Raw genomic sequence first — 16764 nt, 5'->3', positions numbered from 1 at the left:
ATTAGCCATTCGCTATATTTTTCATTACTTTTATTGCCTTTTTATCAATAAGACACAATGCATGTTCCTTAAGGTAAGCCACTCTGGCCTGGTTCTCTGAATGAAATTTTCCATATTCATTAGCCCTGTCACAGACAAATTGGAAATTAACTTTGGATAGTCTACCCTTTTCTAATACCATATAGTATAGTTGTTCCTTCTCATTCTTGAAAAGAGTACTTCGGATTGCCCAAGATTCAGGTAATATCACACAAAATCTTTCCACATCGGAAAGTGTCGCAAATGTATACAATTGTAAGTTTGAATCCACTGTTTGCTTTTGCTTACCTTTTTTATCCTCTTTGCTTTTATTCTCATCCTTATTTTTTTTATACTGTTGCTCCTCGTACTCATCTGTTACATCTTGGATCAGATTTCGGATAAATTTATCAAAGGCTTCTATTTTTTCTATACTGGATAGGTCTTCATACCGACTCATCATACTTTCTGGAGTAAGTTCACCATCGCCACCCAATGCATCGTTAATCTGATGTAGGATATCTTCCATCCCTTCAGCACCCTTTTCAGAAAAAGTAATTGCCAGACGATTCCTTGGTAATGGCATAACCTGCATCGCTAATAATCCATTTTTAGGATTGTATCCGACCTCATCCACTGCCATTTCTACGATTTTATGTAGAAATTCCTGAATCTTACCTTTATTCTTAAGGAAATCGTCGATTTCTATATTGTATTCCTTCATATCGTCTTCATTAATAATGCAACGAACCGTTTCATCATCTATTCTCTTGAATTCCATATATTCTCGCTTTCATTCCATATGATTAATATAGATCTTAAACTTCTCTCTATTATACGTCAACTCCACGTAGTTATGCAAGTATCTATTCTTGGTATCTATATACACTTTATACACACTTTATATTCACTTTATAATTACATAACTTTTTAAAGATACTCTAATATCTTAACGTGAAAAATTTAATTTATCATATTTTTCATAAGTTTTCGGACAAAAAGTTTCTTGTTATAAATTACTATAAAATAAGCATAAATGCTTAAATAAGAAAAGAAGCTTCTCGAACTTTTCCTTATCATAATTTAAAAGGGAGCGTCTTAAGACACTCCCCTTCCTACGTTCTATTTTCTCTTTAATTCTACTGTAGCATCATCAAGTCCTAATTTCAAAGTATCTCCATTTACACTATATGTGTACTCTTGAGTTTCTTCCATTCCCATAAAGCTTATAGTTAACATTAACTTTTTGCCTTCTATTTTATTTTACCAATTCTTTCGACAAATTTCATTTTTTCATATTTTATTCACCTTGCACTGTTGTTTAATACTTTGATCAGGATATCTGCTGCCTCGCCCCTTGTTATTTTAGCAGTAGGTTGGAATGCCTTTTCATTCCCATTTCCGAATAGCTTAAGTGCTTTGGCTATTGCTACATAATTATAATAATCTTTCCCTATCTTAGCATCATCGGTATAACCACAACGGAAGATATCGCCCATCGTCGCAACTTTCTCATAACCTAGTATTTGCACAGTGTATTTTGCCAACTGTTGTTTGGTTATTCCATTATTACTCTTTAATTTTATTTCATCTCTAGAAGCTTCATAGAATAGCTTTTCAGCGAGACTCTGTAGCTCTTTTCCTGTAATCACATCATTTGGTCGGAATTTTAATTCTTCAGAACCAGCTCCTAAATCGCGCAATAATAAGATACTTCTCTCATACTTATGACCTTTGATGTCAGTATAATCAGCCGATTTCTTTAATTGTGACACATAAACATTACCAGACCAATCTAATTGCTTACCGGTAAATGGTGATATTGTGTTTGGATTGATGTTGGTACGATATACTAATCTAGGTTGATATTCCATGGAATATGAATTCTCTATAGTACCATTAGCATCTCCGCTCTTTGCTAATTTGTGAACTGTATTAATTTCATAAACTAGCTCATAACCATCCAATTTAATATACGCATTAAATGCCTGTTCTGGACTCATTGCATTCTTGGATGACTCGAATTTTATAGTAGTATCCCAGTTCTTGTTATACTCGAATACTTTACCGCTAATAGAATCCACGCTACCAGTAAAATAATTATCTGCATAAGGAATTCCTTCATTTACTCTTTCATATCCAAATGTATATCCACCATATACAGGGATTTCTTTTACATAGTCATAGATATAACCTTGAATTACAGAGGACTGTTTCGTATTCGTAAATTGCTTTTCATTCTGAGATTTCGCAAATGCTTCATAGATTTTCGCACATTCTTCTTTGGAAAGCTTCGTTTTCGCTTTCTCTAATTCATCTGTTGTCATCTGATCAGCATTTTTAACACTTGAATGGTAGGATAAAATCTCACCAGTTTTTGCATCAACAGTTGCATACGCACTAGCTCTATAATAATCATTTTTACTATCATCTGTTACTCTAGGATCAGTTAATGAAATACTCCATACATATTGCTTTTCTTTTTCATTACCATACAAACGATACCCAGAAAGGGATGCTGATATCGCCTTTATATTAGCATCCATAAGTAAATATTTATTCTTAACCACCTTATCGATTGCCTGCTCCTTTGTAATTAGACTTCCTATTTCCTTAATTTGTGCTAACTCTTCCTTTGTTAAAGTAGACCCACCTGCATTACTTTCATTTTTACTAGTATCTTGCATTGCACTTTCTTTTTCCGAAGTTTCTATCCATTGCTCTCTCGATGTGTATACTTCCCCTGTTTTTGCATCTACTGCTATATAATTATTATTAGGTGCATACACAAGGTAAGCACTTCTCGTTTTACCATCTTCACTCCACTTTGTTAGATATTTAAGCTCCATTGAAACTTGTTTCTTTATCTTCTCAGTAGCTTGCTCTTTTGATATCTTTACATCTTTGGAAGGAATGGATAACCCAAATAACCAGTTTGCATTATACCTCTGAACTTTCTTATCTGCTGCGCTAATTTGTATTGTAATCGTATTATCAGGCATCATGATACCATTCTCAGTCCGAACATATTCAAACTGATAACAGTTGTTATAATATCCTACATAAGATGCGGTTTGATATGTTACATGCCCCCAAACTTCAGGTGCAACCTTTTTAATGAAAGCATCTGCAACAGGGCGAAGTTCTTTGATGAGATAGTTGATTGGCTCTTGCTTATCATACTTATCATAATCTCTATCATTAATAAAAGTTATATTCGCATTATCATCACAAACCACATTAAAATAATGTGAACCTTTTTCACTAGACCAATTTAAGTTCCACTGTATTCCTCTTCCGTATTCTTCGCCATAATAATTCGAATCAAATTTGGTACAGTCAGATGGAATGGTAACCTTCTTCTTAATTTCTGTTATAATCTTCGAAAGATTTGCTTGAAGCTTCGTATCTTCTGTAGAATTACTCTGCACACTTTCACTGGTAACTGCCTCCGCTACTACGGTAGACATCGCATCTACTTGGACTGGAATACTGGTAAAAATAAGTCCACCTGCTAACATAAGTGCTATAAAACTCTTTCTCTTCATAATAAAAACCACTCCTTCCATAGCCTGCAAACATCGGGGTCGCAGGTACAAACAATTCATGAAACCGTGTGAAGTTTTAAAATTTCTTAGGCGGCGTCTTTTGAAACCTTAGAAATTTTCTTTACACTTCTTCCAAAATTCTTTATCCGAATTATTGTTCTATGCATTAGACGATATATATTTCCATTTGTTCCACACTTTGTAAAATATTTTAGCATTTTTATTTAATATAAGATTTTAAGGCGAAGAAAAAAAGAACAGATTGAATTTGCCACTTTAGGCTCATCAAGTTTTAAACTTGAAAGCGAAATCACTTTTCTAATCAAATGCAATTCGTCTTGCTGAGTCCACAGGGTGAGTGTACATCCCTCAGATAGCTTATGGTTTATGGGAAATCAAAAAAGCTCGCTTCCGCGAACTTTTCTTTATCAATCGAATAAAAGCAGAAGCCATTGAAGTCCACTTCAAAAACTCCTGCTTTTTAATTCAATTTTGATTATTTATATTTTTCTAAGACGGAGTTGGAATGAAATAAGTACCACCTAATGCTTCATTCTCTAGTTCATAGAAGAGAATTTCAAATACTTGATTCAGATTATCAATCGTTAATACTTGTTTTGTTTCCCCTGCTGCTACGATTCTTCCATCTTTCATTAAAACAATCTGTTTACAATACCTTGCAGCTAAATTGATGTCGTGAAGTACAGTTATAATCGATGTGTTCTTCGTATCATTTAACTTCTTTAAATATTTCATTAATTCCATCTGATACCGAACATCCAAATGAGCTACTGGTTCGTCTAAAAACAACCAAGGTGTCTGCTGAGCGATTGCTCTAGCTGTAATAACCCTCTGTTTTTCTCCACCGCTTAACCTGGAAAATATAGCTTCACGTAAGTGATAGCAATTCGTCATCTTCATAGCTTCGTTTACAATTTCTCTATCCTTATCACTGACTGCTTGAAACCTTTTTTGATAAGGTGCTCGCCCCATCATCACAATTTCATATGCTGTGAATCTTGTTTCGATGTTGGTGTTTTGTGGGACTAGGGACATCTTTTTCGCTATATCGTTACGTTTATAACTTGTAATTTCCTTATTTTCAAGGAATATTCTTCCTGACTCTACTGGTAACAATCTTAGGATATGGCGAATAAATGAGGTTTTTCCGGATCCGTTTGGCCCCAAAATACCGTAAAACCCTCCCTGTAAAAAAGTCGCACATATCTCTTTTAAGATTGCATCCTCCTCTTTTTGTGGCTGCCAAGTAAGTTCATTTATTTGTATTGTCTGTAATTTATCCATCTTACACCATCCTTTTCTTATCACGATATAGTAATAATAAGAAATATGGTGCTCCAAATAATGCGGTAATAACTCCGACTGGTAATTCTCCAGGTGCTCTTAAGGTTCTTGCTAAAGTATCACAAACAATTAAGAAAAAGGCACCAAAGATACAACTAAATGGCAATAATCTCTCGTGTCTTGGACCAAGTAGCAATCGTATCATATGAGGTATAATTAAACCGACAAAGCCTATAATACCACAAACCGAGACGCAAGCGGCTACCAAAAGTGAACCAACTATGATAAGAGTTCTCTTCACTTTCAATGTATCAATACCAAGACTTTCTGCAGTTTCCTCACCTGCCGCTATAATGTTTAGTTCTCTCGCATACACAATAATTATCGTAGCACAGACAACAAAAAACAGGAGAAGAAATCCGACTTTCTTCATGCTAGCTGCAGAAAAGCTTCCAAGAGTCCACATATAAACCTTTTCTATCTGCTCTCTTCTAATACTCATTAATAAGGAAATCATAGCAGACAACATAGAACTAATCGCTGTACCAGTTAGCACAATATGAGTAACTGAACCAGTACTTCCAGTAAACGCAATTTGGTATACTAAGAAAACAGTAAGTAGAGCTCCAACAAAGGCAAATGCCCCTATCACACCCAGACCAAAAAATGATATCGTCATACCACTTAGTGTAGCTATCGTAGCTCCAAGAGCTGCACCAGAGGAAATGCCAAGTATCTGTGGGTCTGCAAGTGGATTACGAAATAATCCTTGAAAACATGCCCCTACTAACGCAAGTGAGGCTCCGCTTAAACCAGAGAGTAAAATCCTAGGTATTCGAATATTCCAAATAATCGTAACATAATTTTTAGGTATATCCGAAGTTTCTATTAACTTTCTAATAATCGGTATTTTACTTAGAAGGACCTTTAAACTATCATATATTGTTATGTTGGCTGAACCAACTGATGCTGTGACAATAATCGTAATAAGTAGTAGCAACGTAAACACTAGATAATAAAATGAAGTCTTTCTTTTGTTCATATTAATAATCAGGCCTTTCCATAACTGCAAACTTTGAACCACAGGTACAAAGTTGCGTATTTACTCCAGTATCTATTGAAATGCTTCTGGATGCAGTATTTTTGCTACCTCTAAAATTCCATCAGCAACACGATAACTTTGACGTTCCAGTAAATTATTATCAATACTATACACTTGATTATTCTTTACAGCACTTAAATCTTTATAGTTATCACTTGAGATAAAGCTATCCTTCATACTGGAATCTAAAATAATTACCTCTGGGTCTGCATCAATTAAACTTTCTAATGTATATGACCATCCACTAACATTTTTAGCAATATTATCTCCACCTGCTAGTGTTAATAAATTTCCGATAAAGGTATCACCTCCGGCTGTATAATCTCCGTATTCCCCAAAACCTACTACATAATATACAGTCTTCTTAGGAAGTGACGCAACCTTCTTTGTTACATCTTCTATTTGTGTTTTCATTGTTTCTACAAGCTTTGCTGAATTATCCTGACAATTAAATATCTGTCCAATTAAATCAATCATCCCATAGATACCAGCAACATCTTTATCTTCATTCGCTACAACGACCGTAATTCCAACCTCTTTAAATTTTTGAATAACATCTTCCGTCCATAGGGAAGAAGCTAATACAACATCTGGAGCTAGACTTACAACTTTTTCTATATCAGGATTATAAAAATCTCCGATAGATTCAATAGACAATGCTTCCGCTGGATAATCACAATAATCCGTACGTCCAATCAATTTATCTGATAGCGAAAGTGCATATAATATCTCTGTGATACTAGGAGAAAACGATATCATTGTTTGAGGTTCATTTTCAAACGTAATGGTAGTTCCCATAGTATCGGTAACTGTGAGTGGGTACTTAGTTTCATTATTCTCTGTAGTATCCTCTGGTAAGCCAGTCGGGGTTGTGGCTGGTTCTGTGCCAGTTGATGGCTGAGCAGTAATTTGTGCCTCTGAAGTTGGCATTTCATTAGTTTCATGATTCTCATTGCCTGCTTTTGTCCCACAACCTGTCATGACAATGGTTAGAATCAATCCAAGTGTCAATAGTTTTTTAAATTTCTTCATTTAGCCTCCATGCTGCGACTATCTTTTTAGGAGCCGCTAATGGCGTGGGTTTGGCGCAGCACAAACTTGTCTGTGTAAAGTTTTAGAATTTCTTAGGCGGCGTCTTTTGGCGCCTTAGATATTCTCTTCACACTTACTCCCTTTTTGATCCGCAACTCCCTCCGAGTGCAGATGATTCATTCTCATATGGCAGGTTTCCTGGCTCATGGTCATTTTACTCATTGCTGTCTTCTCATATCATTCTTCGCTTTTTAAGGCTAGGAGCCGTATCCTTAACGCTAAAGAAGATACAATGACACTTCCGCAATTTTCATTCCATTGACAGTAACGGGGGCTGCTGTGGATTTTCACCACATTCCCTTTTAACTTATATTAAGAAGCACCACATGGTCGCAATTATTATACCCGTAACTTGGATACAATACAAGTAAATTTTAACAACAAGAAATCACATAGATAATAATTACTCATCAAAAAAAGACTGTCATAAAAGATTTAATGACAGTCCTTCTCCTATTACGTTTCATTTTGTAACTTTATTGGAAAAGCCAACCTATTTATTCTATGAAATACTATCTTCCTGATATATACATTAAATATACATGGAATATATATTAGTAAACGTATCTATTATCATAAGTTACGCCTTTTCACATGGCCCAAAATAATCTTTTCTAAGACAGACTTATATACTAAAACGATCTGAGCATCAATAAAGCAATATTTATTGAGAACAAATTCATAAGTCTTCATTAGAAACAGAACGCTCATCGTACCAAGAGCAGTAATCGCAATCATTGGTACTAAACCTTTCAATAGAATAAATGTAGAGGCAGCAATATAGAATACCACAGCAAACATATAATTTTTACTGATTCGAAAAGCAAGCAACATAGCATCGTTTAATCTATCATGCATCCGTGCAATCGATTCAATATCTTTATCCTTAAGCCTGGTGTAGATATCCTCAAAGACCTCTTTACTCTCTAGTGATTTGTTCTTGAGATTTTTTTGAATGTATGTGAAATACTTATTGTAGTTGACTTCTCCTAATTCCTTGCGTATTAATTTCTTGAATACACTCATCATATCCCCATTTCCTTTCGGTGGAATTGAACCTGTCTTTAGTATTTGCGAAGTCCTCTAATAAAGTCTTGTAATTTCTGGTTAGTTTGTAAAATTTGAAAATAAGATGACAAAACTTGGCTATGTCATGAACAATAAATTATATATTCACAAAATGTTCATAAGTTAGCCATACTATCATCATATTCATATCTTATAATACAAATATAACATAAATATGTTTACAAGATAATTTTTTTCATAAAACAAAGCCCGGCAGTTACCCTCCCCCTCTACCGGGCTTCTCCTCTGCCCTTTTTTCGAAATTACTTAGACTTTTTATCTCTATTCTTTCAAATCTTAATTTTCTCAAATCTTAATTTCATCAAATTATAATTTGATTCACATACTTTGCAGTGTTTTCATAATCAAATTCTTCCGCTGCTTCCATCGCTTGATGAATCTTTTTTTGATTTTCCTTAGATACCATCGTTAACAGTAGTCTTAATCCATTTATAATCTCAAAATATTCATAATGACTAATATGATATAATACTTTCCCCTGCTGCTTTGCGATTACTTCTTTAGAACAGTTAGAAATCCCCATGGTTTCATTCTTAGGATTTCTTCTATTATTATATGCGATTAACGCTTGTTCGAGTTCACTACAAAATAAGTTAATGCGCATGAGAAATCTCTTTAGTTGTTCCATCTGGCATTCATGGATAGAATTATTATGTTCCAATGATTCCTCGCTCATTCTTTTCATTTCAAGGGCAGTTGCATCTTCCGCTAATTCTCTTGATCCCAAATGATACAATATACTTTTTAAAGAATGGCATTCTGCTTGCATAATACCACGTTCTTTCTCTTCTGTAATAAGTTCTAACTTATCTTTTGATTGAATTAATTGTTTCATCGATGCTTCTGCTATGCGGATATAATTATCCACCTGATTTAGAGCATAATGCAAGCCTAATCTACAATCAAGCGTAGTAACCTGTTGAAATATTTCTATAAATTCTGATACTTCATCCGTTCTTTCCCCAATCTCGTGAAAGGAATCTATCAAATTCTCACATAATTTTTCTTTTGGTAACCATCTTTTTAAACATTGACTTAGCTTATCTGCCTCAATTGGTTTTTCTAATACATCAGAAAATTCATTTGTTGTTGCGATTTTTTCATTTTCACCGATGAGAGCACCTGAAATCGCTATAATCACCTGACCGAATTTTCCCACTAATTTATGTATCCTTTTCGCAGTTTCAACTCCATCTATTTCTGGCATCATGAGATCCATAAAAATTAAGTCATAATCTTTTTCAGCCACCTTTTCTAAGGCATCCCGTCCGCCTCCTGCAGTTTCAACAGAAAGACCATATGTCTTTAACATCATTCCTCCTGCTATCAGATTAACAGGATTGTCATCTACGATTAAAGCTGTGGCTCCAATTTTATCCCCATGAAAGATTGTATCAATCACACACAACATCCTCCTTTACTTTTATTATCTATCACATCACAATGTTATAGTTTTTCCATTCATTCACTTTGTCTCCCATATCCTAACAAATTTAAAGACTAAAATCAAGATTTTCCATTTTTTTCTTTAAAACTTTTCTTTATTTTATTATCACTTTTTGTTATAATAGTCGGTAAGAAAAAATTTGAAGTCGGGACGCACGCAATAGCGGGCGTTCTAACCATGAATACAATTCTGTGAACTCCCACATATTATGGATTAGTACACAGAAAATATTGCAACAAAAGTTTAAGTGCATGAAAAATGCATAAATATCCTGGAGGTATCATTATGTCAAATGTTTGCATTATGGATCATCCTCTAATCCAACATAAGATTGGTATTATGAGAATGAAAACCACATCTACTAAAGAATTTCGTGATTTAGTAGCCGAAGTAGCTATGCTTATCTATTATGAGGCAAGCCGCAACCTACCATTAGCTGATAAGGAAGTGGAGACTCCACTTACTAAGGCTATTGTTAAAGAAATCGAAGGTAAGAAATTATGTGTCGTTCCAATTCTACGTGCCGGAATGCATATGGCAGACGGTATTCTTAATCTAACACCGAATGCAAAAGTAGGCCACATAGGATTATATCGTAACGAAGAAACTCTTGAACCTGTTGAGTACTTCTGTAAATTACCATCTGACGCTCCTGATCGCGAAATCTTTGTTGTGGATCCAATGCTAGCTACTGGTGGTTCTGCTATTGCAGCTATCACATTATTAAAAAGACGCGGCATTGAAAAAATTCGTTTCCTCTGCCTAATTGCAGCTCCAGAAGGTCTTAAAAAATTACAAGAAGCTCATCCAGACGTTGATGTTTTTATCGGTGCACTTGATGAGCGTCTAAATGAACAGGGTTATATTTTACCTGGTTTAGGTGATGCTGGTGATCGTATCTACGGTACAAAATAATCTCGGAACATGATTCTATTTGGAGATTATAATTCCAATTAATTTATAATATTATTTCACCATGTTTTAGTATTATAAAAAGAGAAAGGGCTGTTGCCATTTTAAACACTCCCTGTCAAGAGACAATGAGCAGTTTAAAATGGCAACAGCTCCTTTTTATTTTTTCACTGAGAATTTATAGATCGTAACACTTTCAAAAGGTTCTCCTGCATTCTTAAGACAGGATGGAAAATTACTTATATTACAGGAATTTGGATAATATTGTGTTTCAAAGCAAACTCCATCACGTTTCTGATAGCAATATCCTTCTTTTCCATTTTCATTTCCAAGAATAAAATTACCAGTATAGAGCTGAAGACCTTTCGCGTCGGTAAATACCTCCATGAGGCGTCCGCTCTTTTCCTCCCAAAGTTCAGCAACTTTAGCTGCTTCCTCTTCTGAGGTTTTTAAAACATAATTATGATCATACCCACCAGCAACGCGAAGAGGTTGATAATCTGCTTCAATATCTTTTCCTATTTTCTTCAATTTACGAAAATCCATTGGTGTTCCTTCTACCTTTGCAATTTCGCCTGTAGGAATTAACGTTTCATCTGTTAATGTAAATTCATCTGAATCAATCATTACCTGATGACCTTCTATACTTCCGCTATTATGGCCAGCCAAATTAAAATAAGAATGATTGGTAAAGTTAATAATTGTATCCTTATCTGATACTCCATAATATTCAATAGCCAATTCATTATCATTTGTTAAGGTATAGGAAACCACAAGATCAAGATTACCCGGTAATCCCTGTTCCATATCAGGACTTAATCTGGAAAACTCTACTGTTGTCTCATCCTTGTCTTTAAAGACTTCAGTTTCATATAGGAATTTATTATAGCCTTTACTACCGCTATGTAAATTGTGATTGCCATCGTTCTTTTCTAATTTGTACTCTTTCCCATTTATTACAACCAAAGCTTCTGCGATACGATTCGCATGACGACCAATAAAAGAACCGTATCCTGGTCCATTCACTTCATATTGTTTTACATTATCATACCCTAATGCTACATCCGCAAATGTACCATTCTTGTCCGGTACTATAATACTTACAATATTAGCACCAAAATCACTGAAGGATACCACCATACCATGATCATTTGTTATCGTATATAATGTTACTTTTTCTCCCTGCTTGGTCTTACCAAACGGTCTTTGAGATATTTTCATAAGAACCTCCATTCATTCGCTCACTATTATTTCTTAATCTAGAAAATATTATAACATCTATTCCAAAATCTGTGAAGTAAAATTAGATTCAAGGTAAACAAAAAAAGAAAGAAAACAAAAGTTGTTATGAAACAACTTCTATTTTCTTTCTTTAGATTCGTTACAAAATTGTCTTACAATATAGCTATTTCCGTATAAAATATTACATTTATATAATAGAAAAAGGTACACTGAAAGTAATTCCACGATCATGGAAACGTTTGATATCAAACGGTTCTATGTCTAGAATAAGACGAATCAGTTATCTGCTACATTTTACAAGAATTATATTCTTGTTACGTTAGTAGCCTGAGGTCCTTTAGCACCCTGAACCACTTCAAATGCAACTTCCTGTCCTTCTTCTAAAGACTTGAAGCCGTCCATGTTAAGTCCTGAGTAATGTACGAATACATCGTTACCCTGCTCATCAGAGATGAAACCAAAACCTTTTTGATTGTTAAACCACTTTACAGTACCTTTGTTCATGAGATAATCCTCCAAAAAAAAATATAATATTGCTACAATCACTCTGCCTATTGGCTAGATGCAACACATTTATAATACCATTGATTTCTAATATTGTCAAACAAAAATTTGTTAACTGCTAAATTATGACACATTTCTACACATTTTATCTAGCAACTTTTACATTTTCACAATGTAAATAATTCCAAGTGTAATTTGCAATATTAAGAATAAAGGAATCAATATCTGAAAATTTTTATGCTTTGTTTTGTGGTGGAATACCTTCATACCAAGAAGAGAGCCTAAGCTCCCTCCTATGAATGCAATTAAGAATAACGTTCTTTCCCTAATTCTCCACTCTCTAGCCTTGGCTTTCTTTTTATCAATTCCCATACTGCTAAATCCTAACAGATTAACAATAAGAAGGTAGAATAATAAGATATATACTTTTTAGCGTCAGAATACGTCATACTAAAAATTGTATAATCTAAGATATTCATTATTCTTCAGTAGCTTTCTTTGCAAGTGCAATAGAAAGTTCCTCTAGCTGTTTGTCATCTACAACATTTGGTGCATCTGTTAATAAACAGGAAGCATCCTTAACTTTAGGGAACGCGATTACATCACGGATGGAATCCTCTTTTGCCATCAACATGACAAGTCGATCTAAACCGTAAGCTAAACCTGCGTGTGGTGGAACACCATATTTGAATGCATTTAATAAGAATCCAAAACGTTCATAAGCCTCTTCCTTCGTAAATCCAAGAACTTCAAACATCTTTTCCTGTACATTATTCTGGAAGATACGGACACTACCGCCACCTACTTCTGTACCATTTAATACGATATCGTATGCTTTCGCACGAACTTTACCTGGGTCAGTTTCAAGAAGTGGAAGGTCTTCATCCATAGGCATTGTAAATGGATGATGCATCGCGGTATATCTTCCCTCTTCTTCTGAGTACTCAAGTAATGGAAACTCTGTTACCCATAAGAAGTTATAAGTATTCTTATCTAACAATTCAAGATTTCTCGCAATCTCAAGACGAAGATTACCAAGAACATCGAATACTACTTTATCTTTATCTGCTGCAAAGAACAGAAGGTCTCCTGGCTTAGCTTCCATTGCCGCTACTAATGCAGATAATTCTTCCTCTGTCATGAATTTTGAGAAAGAAGACTTATAAGTCCCATCTTCATTGATACTTAAGTAAGCTAATCCTTTTGCTCCATAACCTTTTGCAAATTCAATTAAGGCATCTATCTTCTTACGTGGCATTTCACCCTGTCCATTTGCATTGATACCACGAACAGATCCACCATTTTCTAAGGCACCGGTAAATACTGCGAAGCCACAGTCCTTTACAAGTTCCGATACGTTCTTTAATTCCATTCCAAATCTAGTATCTGGTTTATCAGAACCGTAACGGTCCATAGCTTCTCTCCATGTCATTCTCTGAATTGGAAGGGAAACGTCGATACCAATCGATTCTTTAAACATCTTCTGTAATAGACGCTCATTGACAGAGATTACATCATCTACATCAACAAAGCTAAGTTCCATATCGATCTGAGTAAACTCTGGCTGTCTATCCGCACGAAGGTCCTCATCACGGAAACACTTTACAATCTGGAAATAACGGTCATAACCACTCACCATTAATAACTGTTTAAAAATCTGTGGTGACTGTGGAAGTGCATAAAAATTACCTGGATGTACACGACTTGGTACAAGATAGTCTCTTGCACCTTCTGGTGTAGACTTAGTTAACATTGGAGTCTCAATTTCAAGAAATCCTTCGTCTGATAGGAACTGTCTTGTTAATGTGGCAACTTTACTACGAAGCATTAAGTTGCGTACCAAGTCTGGTCTTCTTAAATCAAGATAACGATATTTTAAACGTAATTCTTCTTTCGTCTTTGAACCTTCTTCAATTGGAAATGGAGGTGTTTCAGATTCTGATAAGATACGTAACTCTGTAGCTCTAACCTCAATGGTACCTGTTAACAGATTTTCATTTACTGCACCAGAACGAGTTTCTACCTTACCAACAACTGCTACAACAAATTCACTACGTAGCTTACTGGCTTTCTCAAACATTTCAGTTCCGATATCACCCTCTTCAAAGATAATCTGTAATAAACCGGAACGGTCTCTTAAATCTACGAAGATTATGCCGCCCTTATTTCTGCTCTTTTGTACCCAGCCCATTACTGTTACTATCTCACCAACATTACTGTTGCTAAGCTCTGTACAACGATGAGTTCTGTGTAATCCCTTCATTGACTCTGCCATGTCAAATCCTCCTGTATCCAATCTTATTCTTATCAAATTAATGTTTCTCTACATGCCACCTTTAGTCGGTATGCCACATTAAAGTTAACCTATTTTTTGTAAGATAATATGAATTATCAAAAGTTTGCTTTATTAACTTCTGATAATATCTTAAGCATTCTTAAGGATAAAATCTGCAATATCCTCTAGTGGAAGTTCTGTTTGTTCTCCGGTTTCCATATTCTTTACGTTAGCCAATCCTTTCGCTAACTCATCCGCACCGAGAATTACCGTATTTTTTGCACCAATCTTGTTTGCATATTTCATCTGTGCTTTTACGGAACGATCCATATAATCTGTTTCCGTTATGATTCCTTCACCACGAAGCTTGGTTACAAGCTGGTAAGCAGATGCTTTTGCTTCTGCTCCAAGAATACCGACATAAAGCTCTATCGCTGGTTGTGGTGGTAACGAAACTTCTTCTTTTTCAAGAAAATATAAAATACGTTCAATTCCCATACCAAATCCAACACTTGGAATGTCCTGCTTCTCATCAATTTCATGAACTAATCCGTCATAGCGACCACCGCCACATAAAGTAAAGCCATCTTCATTTACAAATTCAAATACTGTCTTTGTATAATAATCTAGTCCTCTTACGATACCAGTATCAATTTCAAATGGAATATTTAACGTATGAAGGAGACTCTGTAATTCTTCAAAGTGATTTTTACACTCTTCATCTAAATACTCAATGGTTCTAGGTGCATCCTTTACAATTTCTTTGCAAGCGGATTCCTTACAATCAATTACTCGAAGCGGATTTTTTTGCATACGCTCCTTGCAGGTTGAACATAAATGATCTTCGTGTTTTCTTAAATAAGTTAAAAGTGCTTCATTATAGGTAGCTCTGCAATTTTTACATCCGATGCTGTTGATATGAAGCTTTGCTTTCTTTAATCCAATTTCCTTTAGAAAGGTTGTAATTAAAGTGATCAATTCAACCTCTGCCAAAGGACTTTTGGAACCAACAAATTCAACACCAAACTGATGATGCTGACGTAATCTACCACTTTGTGGCTGTTCATAACGAAATGCTGGAGTAACATAAAAGAGTTTTGTTGGTCCACTTTCCGCATATAAGTTATTCTCTAAGTAAGCACGAATCGCACCAGCAGTTCCCTCTGGTTTTAGCGTTATGCTACGATCTTTCTTATCAAGAAATGTGTACATTTCTTTTTGAACAACATCTGTTGTTTCTCCTACTCCACGTTGAAAGAGAATGGTATGCTCAAATACCGGAGTAATAATTTCTTTTATATTATAAGCTTTGCATAGCTTTCTTGCCAACTCTTCAATTAATGTTCTTTTATACATATTGTCCCCGTACCAGTCGAGGGTCCCTTTTGGACGCTGCGTAATCATATGATCCTCCATTCTGGCGCTATAGCGCCTTTGTAGTAACATTCGATATTCGTGCTTTCGCACAAATTGAATAGCTTTTTCAAATCAATAACTTCCTAAAAAGCTATTCTTCAGGTATAGTCATAGAGTTATTATTTACATAAATAACATAGTCACGTATCGATTCAAACTCTTTGGAATGGACAAAACGCAAGAATGCCAAAAAAATCTCCATATCAAAATTTTTCACTTCATCTATCATAAGTTCAATCGCTGCATCGACTTCGAAAAAAGAACGATAAGCTCGTTCCGTCACTAGTGCTGCAAACACATCACAAGTACGAAGAATTCTTGCCCCATAAGGGATTGCATTTCCTGACAAATTATCAGGATATCCTGAACCATCAAAGTTTTCATGATGGTGATATATTGAAGTTAATACTTCCCTTGAGTGACAACGATGATCTTTTAAAATCTGAGCTCCAAGCTCTGGGTGGAGCCTTATATACTTCATTTCTTCTATCTTTAAGGTATCATGCTCCTTACCATATAGATATTCACCAAGCTTTAACTTTCCAATATCATGTACGATTCCTGCCTCTGCAAGCTCTAAACAAGTCTTTTTGGACAATTTAAGCTCTTTTGCTAACGAGTAAGCAAGATTGCTCACTAATATTCCATGAGAGATAGCCTCTTCTTTAATTTCCTCACATAAATAAGGATAATCTAATCCACGAATGATTGCTATTCCAGTTGCAGAAGGCGCTGATAGATTTCCGCATCTAAAGGACGATTCCTTCTGAATTTGCTTAAGTTCTTCTTTTCGATAAAATCCTAATATCCCCAT

14 protein-coding genes and 1 riboswitch are annotated in these 16764 nt (G+C 35.1%); of the genes, 1 reads left to right on the top strand and 13 read right to left on the bottom strand.

The window, feature by feature from the left end:
• Position 1: 1 nt before the first annotated feature.
• The 7 genes from CPHY_RS03070 to CPHY_RS03040 form a co-directional block, all read right to left on the bottom strand.
• Positions 2-799 (bottom strand): adaptor protein MecA, encoded by a 798-nt coding sequence (locus CPHY_RS03070; protein ID WP_012198595.1) that lies wholly within the window; start codon positions 797-799, stop codon positions 2-4.
• A gap of 523 nt (positions 800-1322) precedes the next feature.
• Positions 1323-3566 carry an S-layer homology domain-containing protein gene (locus CPHY_RS03065; protein WP_012198594.1) on the bottom strand — a complete coding sequence of 748 codons (2244 nt, stop codon included), beginning with the start codon at positions 3564-3566 and terminating at the stop codon, positions 1323-1325.
• 510 nt (positions 3567-4076) lie between these two features.
• Entirely contained in the window at positions 4077-4871 is a 795-nt protein-coding gene (locus CPHY_RS03060; protein ID WP_012198593.1) for an ABC transporter ATP-binding protein, read from the bottom strand.
• Position 4872: 1 nt separating this feature from the next.
• Complete coding sequence (locus CPHY_RS03055; RefSeq protein ID WP_012198592.1) at positions 4873-5913, bottom strand: FecCD family ABC transporter permease; 1041 nt, start codon at positions 5911-5913, stop codon at positions 4873-4875.
• Between the two features lie 72 nt (positions 5914-5985).
• A complete protein-coding gene (locus CPHY_RS03050; RefSeq protein ID WP_012198591.1) occupies positions 5986-7005 on the bottom strand; it encodes an ABC transporter substrate-binding protein in 1020 nt (339 codons plus the stop codon).
• 171 nt (positions 7006-7176) lie between these two features.
• A riboswitch (cobalamin riboswitch) is annotated at positions 7177-7407 on the bottom strand.
• 231 nt (positions 7408-7638) lie between these two features.
• Positions 7639-8091 carry a hypothetical protein gene (locus CPHY_RS03045; RefSeq protein WP_012198590.1) on the bottom strand — a complete coding sequence of 151 codons (453 nt, stop codon included), beginning with the start codon at positions 8089-8091 and terminating at the stop codon, positions 7639-7641.
• 364 nt (positions 8092-8455) lie between these two features.
• Complete coding sequence (locus CPHY_RS03040; protein ID WP_012198589.1) at positions 8456-9556, bottom strand: response regulator; 1101 nt, start codon at positions 9554-9556, stop codon at positions 8456-8458.
• 330 nt (positions 9557-9886) lie between these two features.
• Here CPHY_RS03040 and upp point away from each other — a divergent pair, with 330 nt between their 5' ends.
• Positions 9887-10516: a uracil phosphoribosyltransferase gene (gene upp, locus CPHY_RS03035; RefSeq protein WP_012198588.1), complete on the top strand. Its 630-nt coding sequence runs from the start codon at positions 9887-9889 to the stop codon at positions 10514-10516.
• A gap of 156 nt (positions 10517-10672) precedes the next feature.
• Here upp and CPHY_RS03030 read toward each other — a convergent pair whose 3' ends face one another.
• From CPHY_RS03030 to CPHY_RS03005, 6 genes are all read right to left on the bottom strand, one after another.
• Positions 10673-11734: an aldose epimerase family protein gene (locus CPHY_RS03030; RefSeq protein WP_012198587.1), complete on the bottom strand. Its 1062-nt coding sequence runs from the start codon at positions 11732-11734 to the stop codon at positions 10673-10675.
• A gap of 324 nt (positions 11735-12058) precedes the next feature.
• Positions 12059-12259: a cold-shock protein gene (locus CPHY_RS03025; protein WP_012198586.1), complete on the bottom strand. Its 201-nt coding sequence runs from the start codon at positions 12257-12259 to the stop codon at positions 12059-12061.
• Between the two features lie 159 nt (positions 12260-12418).
• Positions 12419-12649, bottom strand: coding sequence for a DUF1294 domain-containing protein (locus tag CPHY_RS03020; protein WP_330370909.1), 231 nt, complete (start codon positions 12647-12649; stop codon positions 12419-12421).
• An 88-nt stretch (positions 12650-12737) separates the two neighbouring features.
• Positions 12738-14534: an aspartate--tRNA ligase gene (aspS, locus tag CPHY_RS03015; protein WP_012198584.1), complete on the bottom strand. Its 1797-nt coding sequence runs from the start codon at positions 14532-14534 to the stop codon at positions 12738-12740.
• A 150-nt stretch (positions 14535-14684) separates the two neighbouring features.
• Positions 14685-15938 carry a histidine--tRNA ligase gene (gene hisS, locus CPHY_RS03010; protein ID WP_012198583.1) on the bottom strand — a complete coding sequence of 418 codons (1254 nt, stop codon included), beginning with the start codon at positions 15936-15938 and terminating at the stop codon, positions 14685-14687.
• Between the two features lie 103 nt (positions 15939-16041).
• The gene (locus CPHY_RS03005) at positions 16042-16764 is read right to left on the bottom strand and encodes an HD-GYP domain-containing protein (RefSeq protein ID WP_012198582.1); all 723 of its coding nucleotides are present in this window, start codon (positions 16762-16764) and stop codon (positions 16042-16044) included.

The sequence above is a fragment of the Lachnoclostridium phytofermentans ISDg genome, from assembly GCF_000018685.1.
In the GTDB taxonomy this organism is placed as follows: Bacteria; Bacillota; Clostridia; order Lachnospirales; family Lachnospiraceae; genus Lachnoclostridium; species Lachnoclostridium phytofermentans.
Note: the sequence above shows the minus strand (reverse complement) of the source record. Positions and strands in the feature narration are given on the sequence as shown.

Bases quoted from the DNA above. Each gene is read 5' to 3' on its own strand.
- CPHY_RS03070 (WP_012198595.1), bottom strand. From the start codon at position 799: ATGGAATTCAAGAGAATAGATGATGAAACGGTTCGTTGCATTATTAAT.
- CPHY_RS03065 (WP_012198594.1), bottom strand. From the start codon at position 3,566: ATGAAGAGAAAGAGTTTTATAGCACTTATGTTAGCAGGTGGACTTATT.
- CPHY_RS03060 (WP_012198593.1), bottom strand. From the start codon at position 4,871: ATGGATAAATTACAGACAATACAAATAAATGAACTTACTTGGCAGCCA.
- CPHY_RS03055 (WP_012198592.1), bottom strand. From the start codon at position 5,913: ATGAACAAAAGAAAGACTTCATTTTATTATCTAGTGTTTACGTTGCTA.
- CPHY_RS03050 (WP_012198591.1), bottom strand. From the start codon at position 7,005: ATGAAGAAATTTAAAAAACTATTGACACTTGGATTGATTCTAACCATT.
- CPHY_RS03045 (WP_012198590.1), bottom strand. From the start codon at position 8,091: ATGAGTGTATTCAAGAAATTAATACGCAAGGAATTAGGAGAAGTCAAC.
- upp (WP_012198588.1), top strand. From the start codon at position 9,887: ATGTCAAATGTTTGCATTATGGATCATCCTCTAATCCAACATAAGATT.
- CPHY_RS03030 (WP_012198587.1), bottom strand. From the start codon at position 11,734: ATGAAAATATCTCAAAGACCGTTTGGTAAGACCAAGCAGGGAGAAAAA.
- CPHY_RS03025 (WP_012198586.1), bottom strand. From the start codon at position 12,259: ATGAACAAAGGTACTGTAAAGTGGTTTAACAATCAAAAAGGTTTTGGT.
- aspS (WP_012198584.1), bottom strand. From the start codon at position 14,534: ATGGCAGAGTCAATGAAGGGATTACACAGAACTCATCGTTGTACAGAG.
- hisS (WP_012198583.1), bottom strand. From the start codon at position 15,938: ATGATTACGCAGCGTCCAAAAGGGACCCTCGACTGGTACGGGGACAAT.
- CPHY_RS03005 (WP_012198582.1), bottom strand. From the start codon at position 16,764: ATGGGGATATTAGGATTTTATCGAAAAGAAGAACTTAAGCAAATTCAG.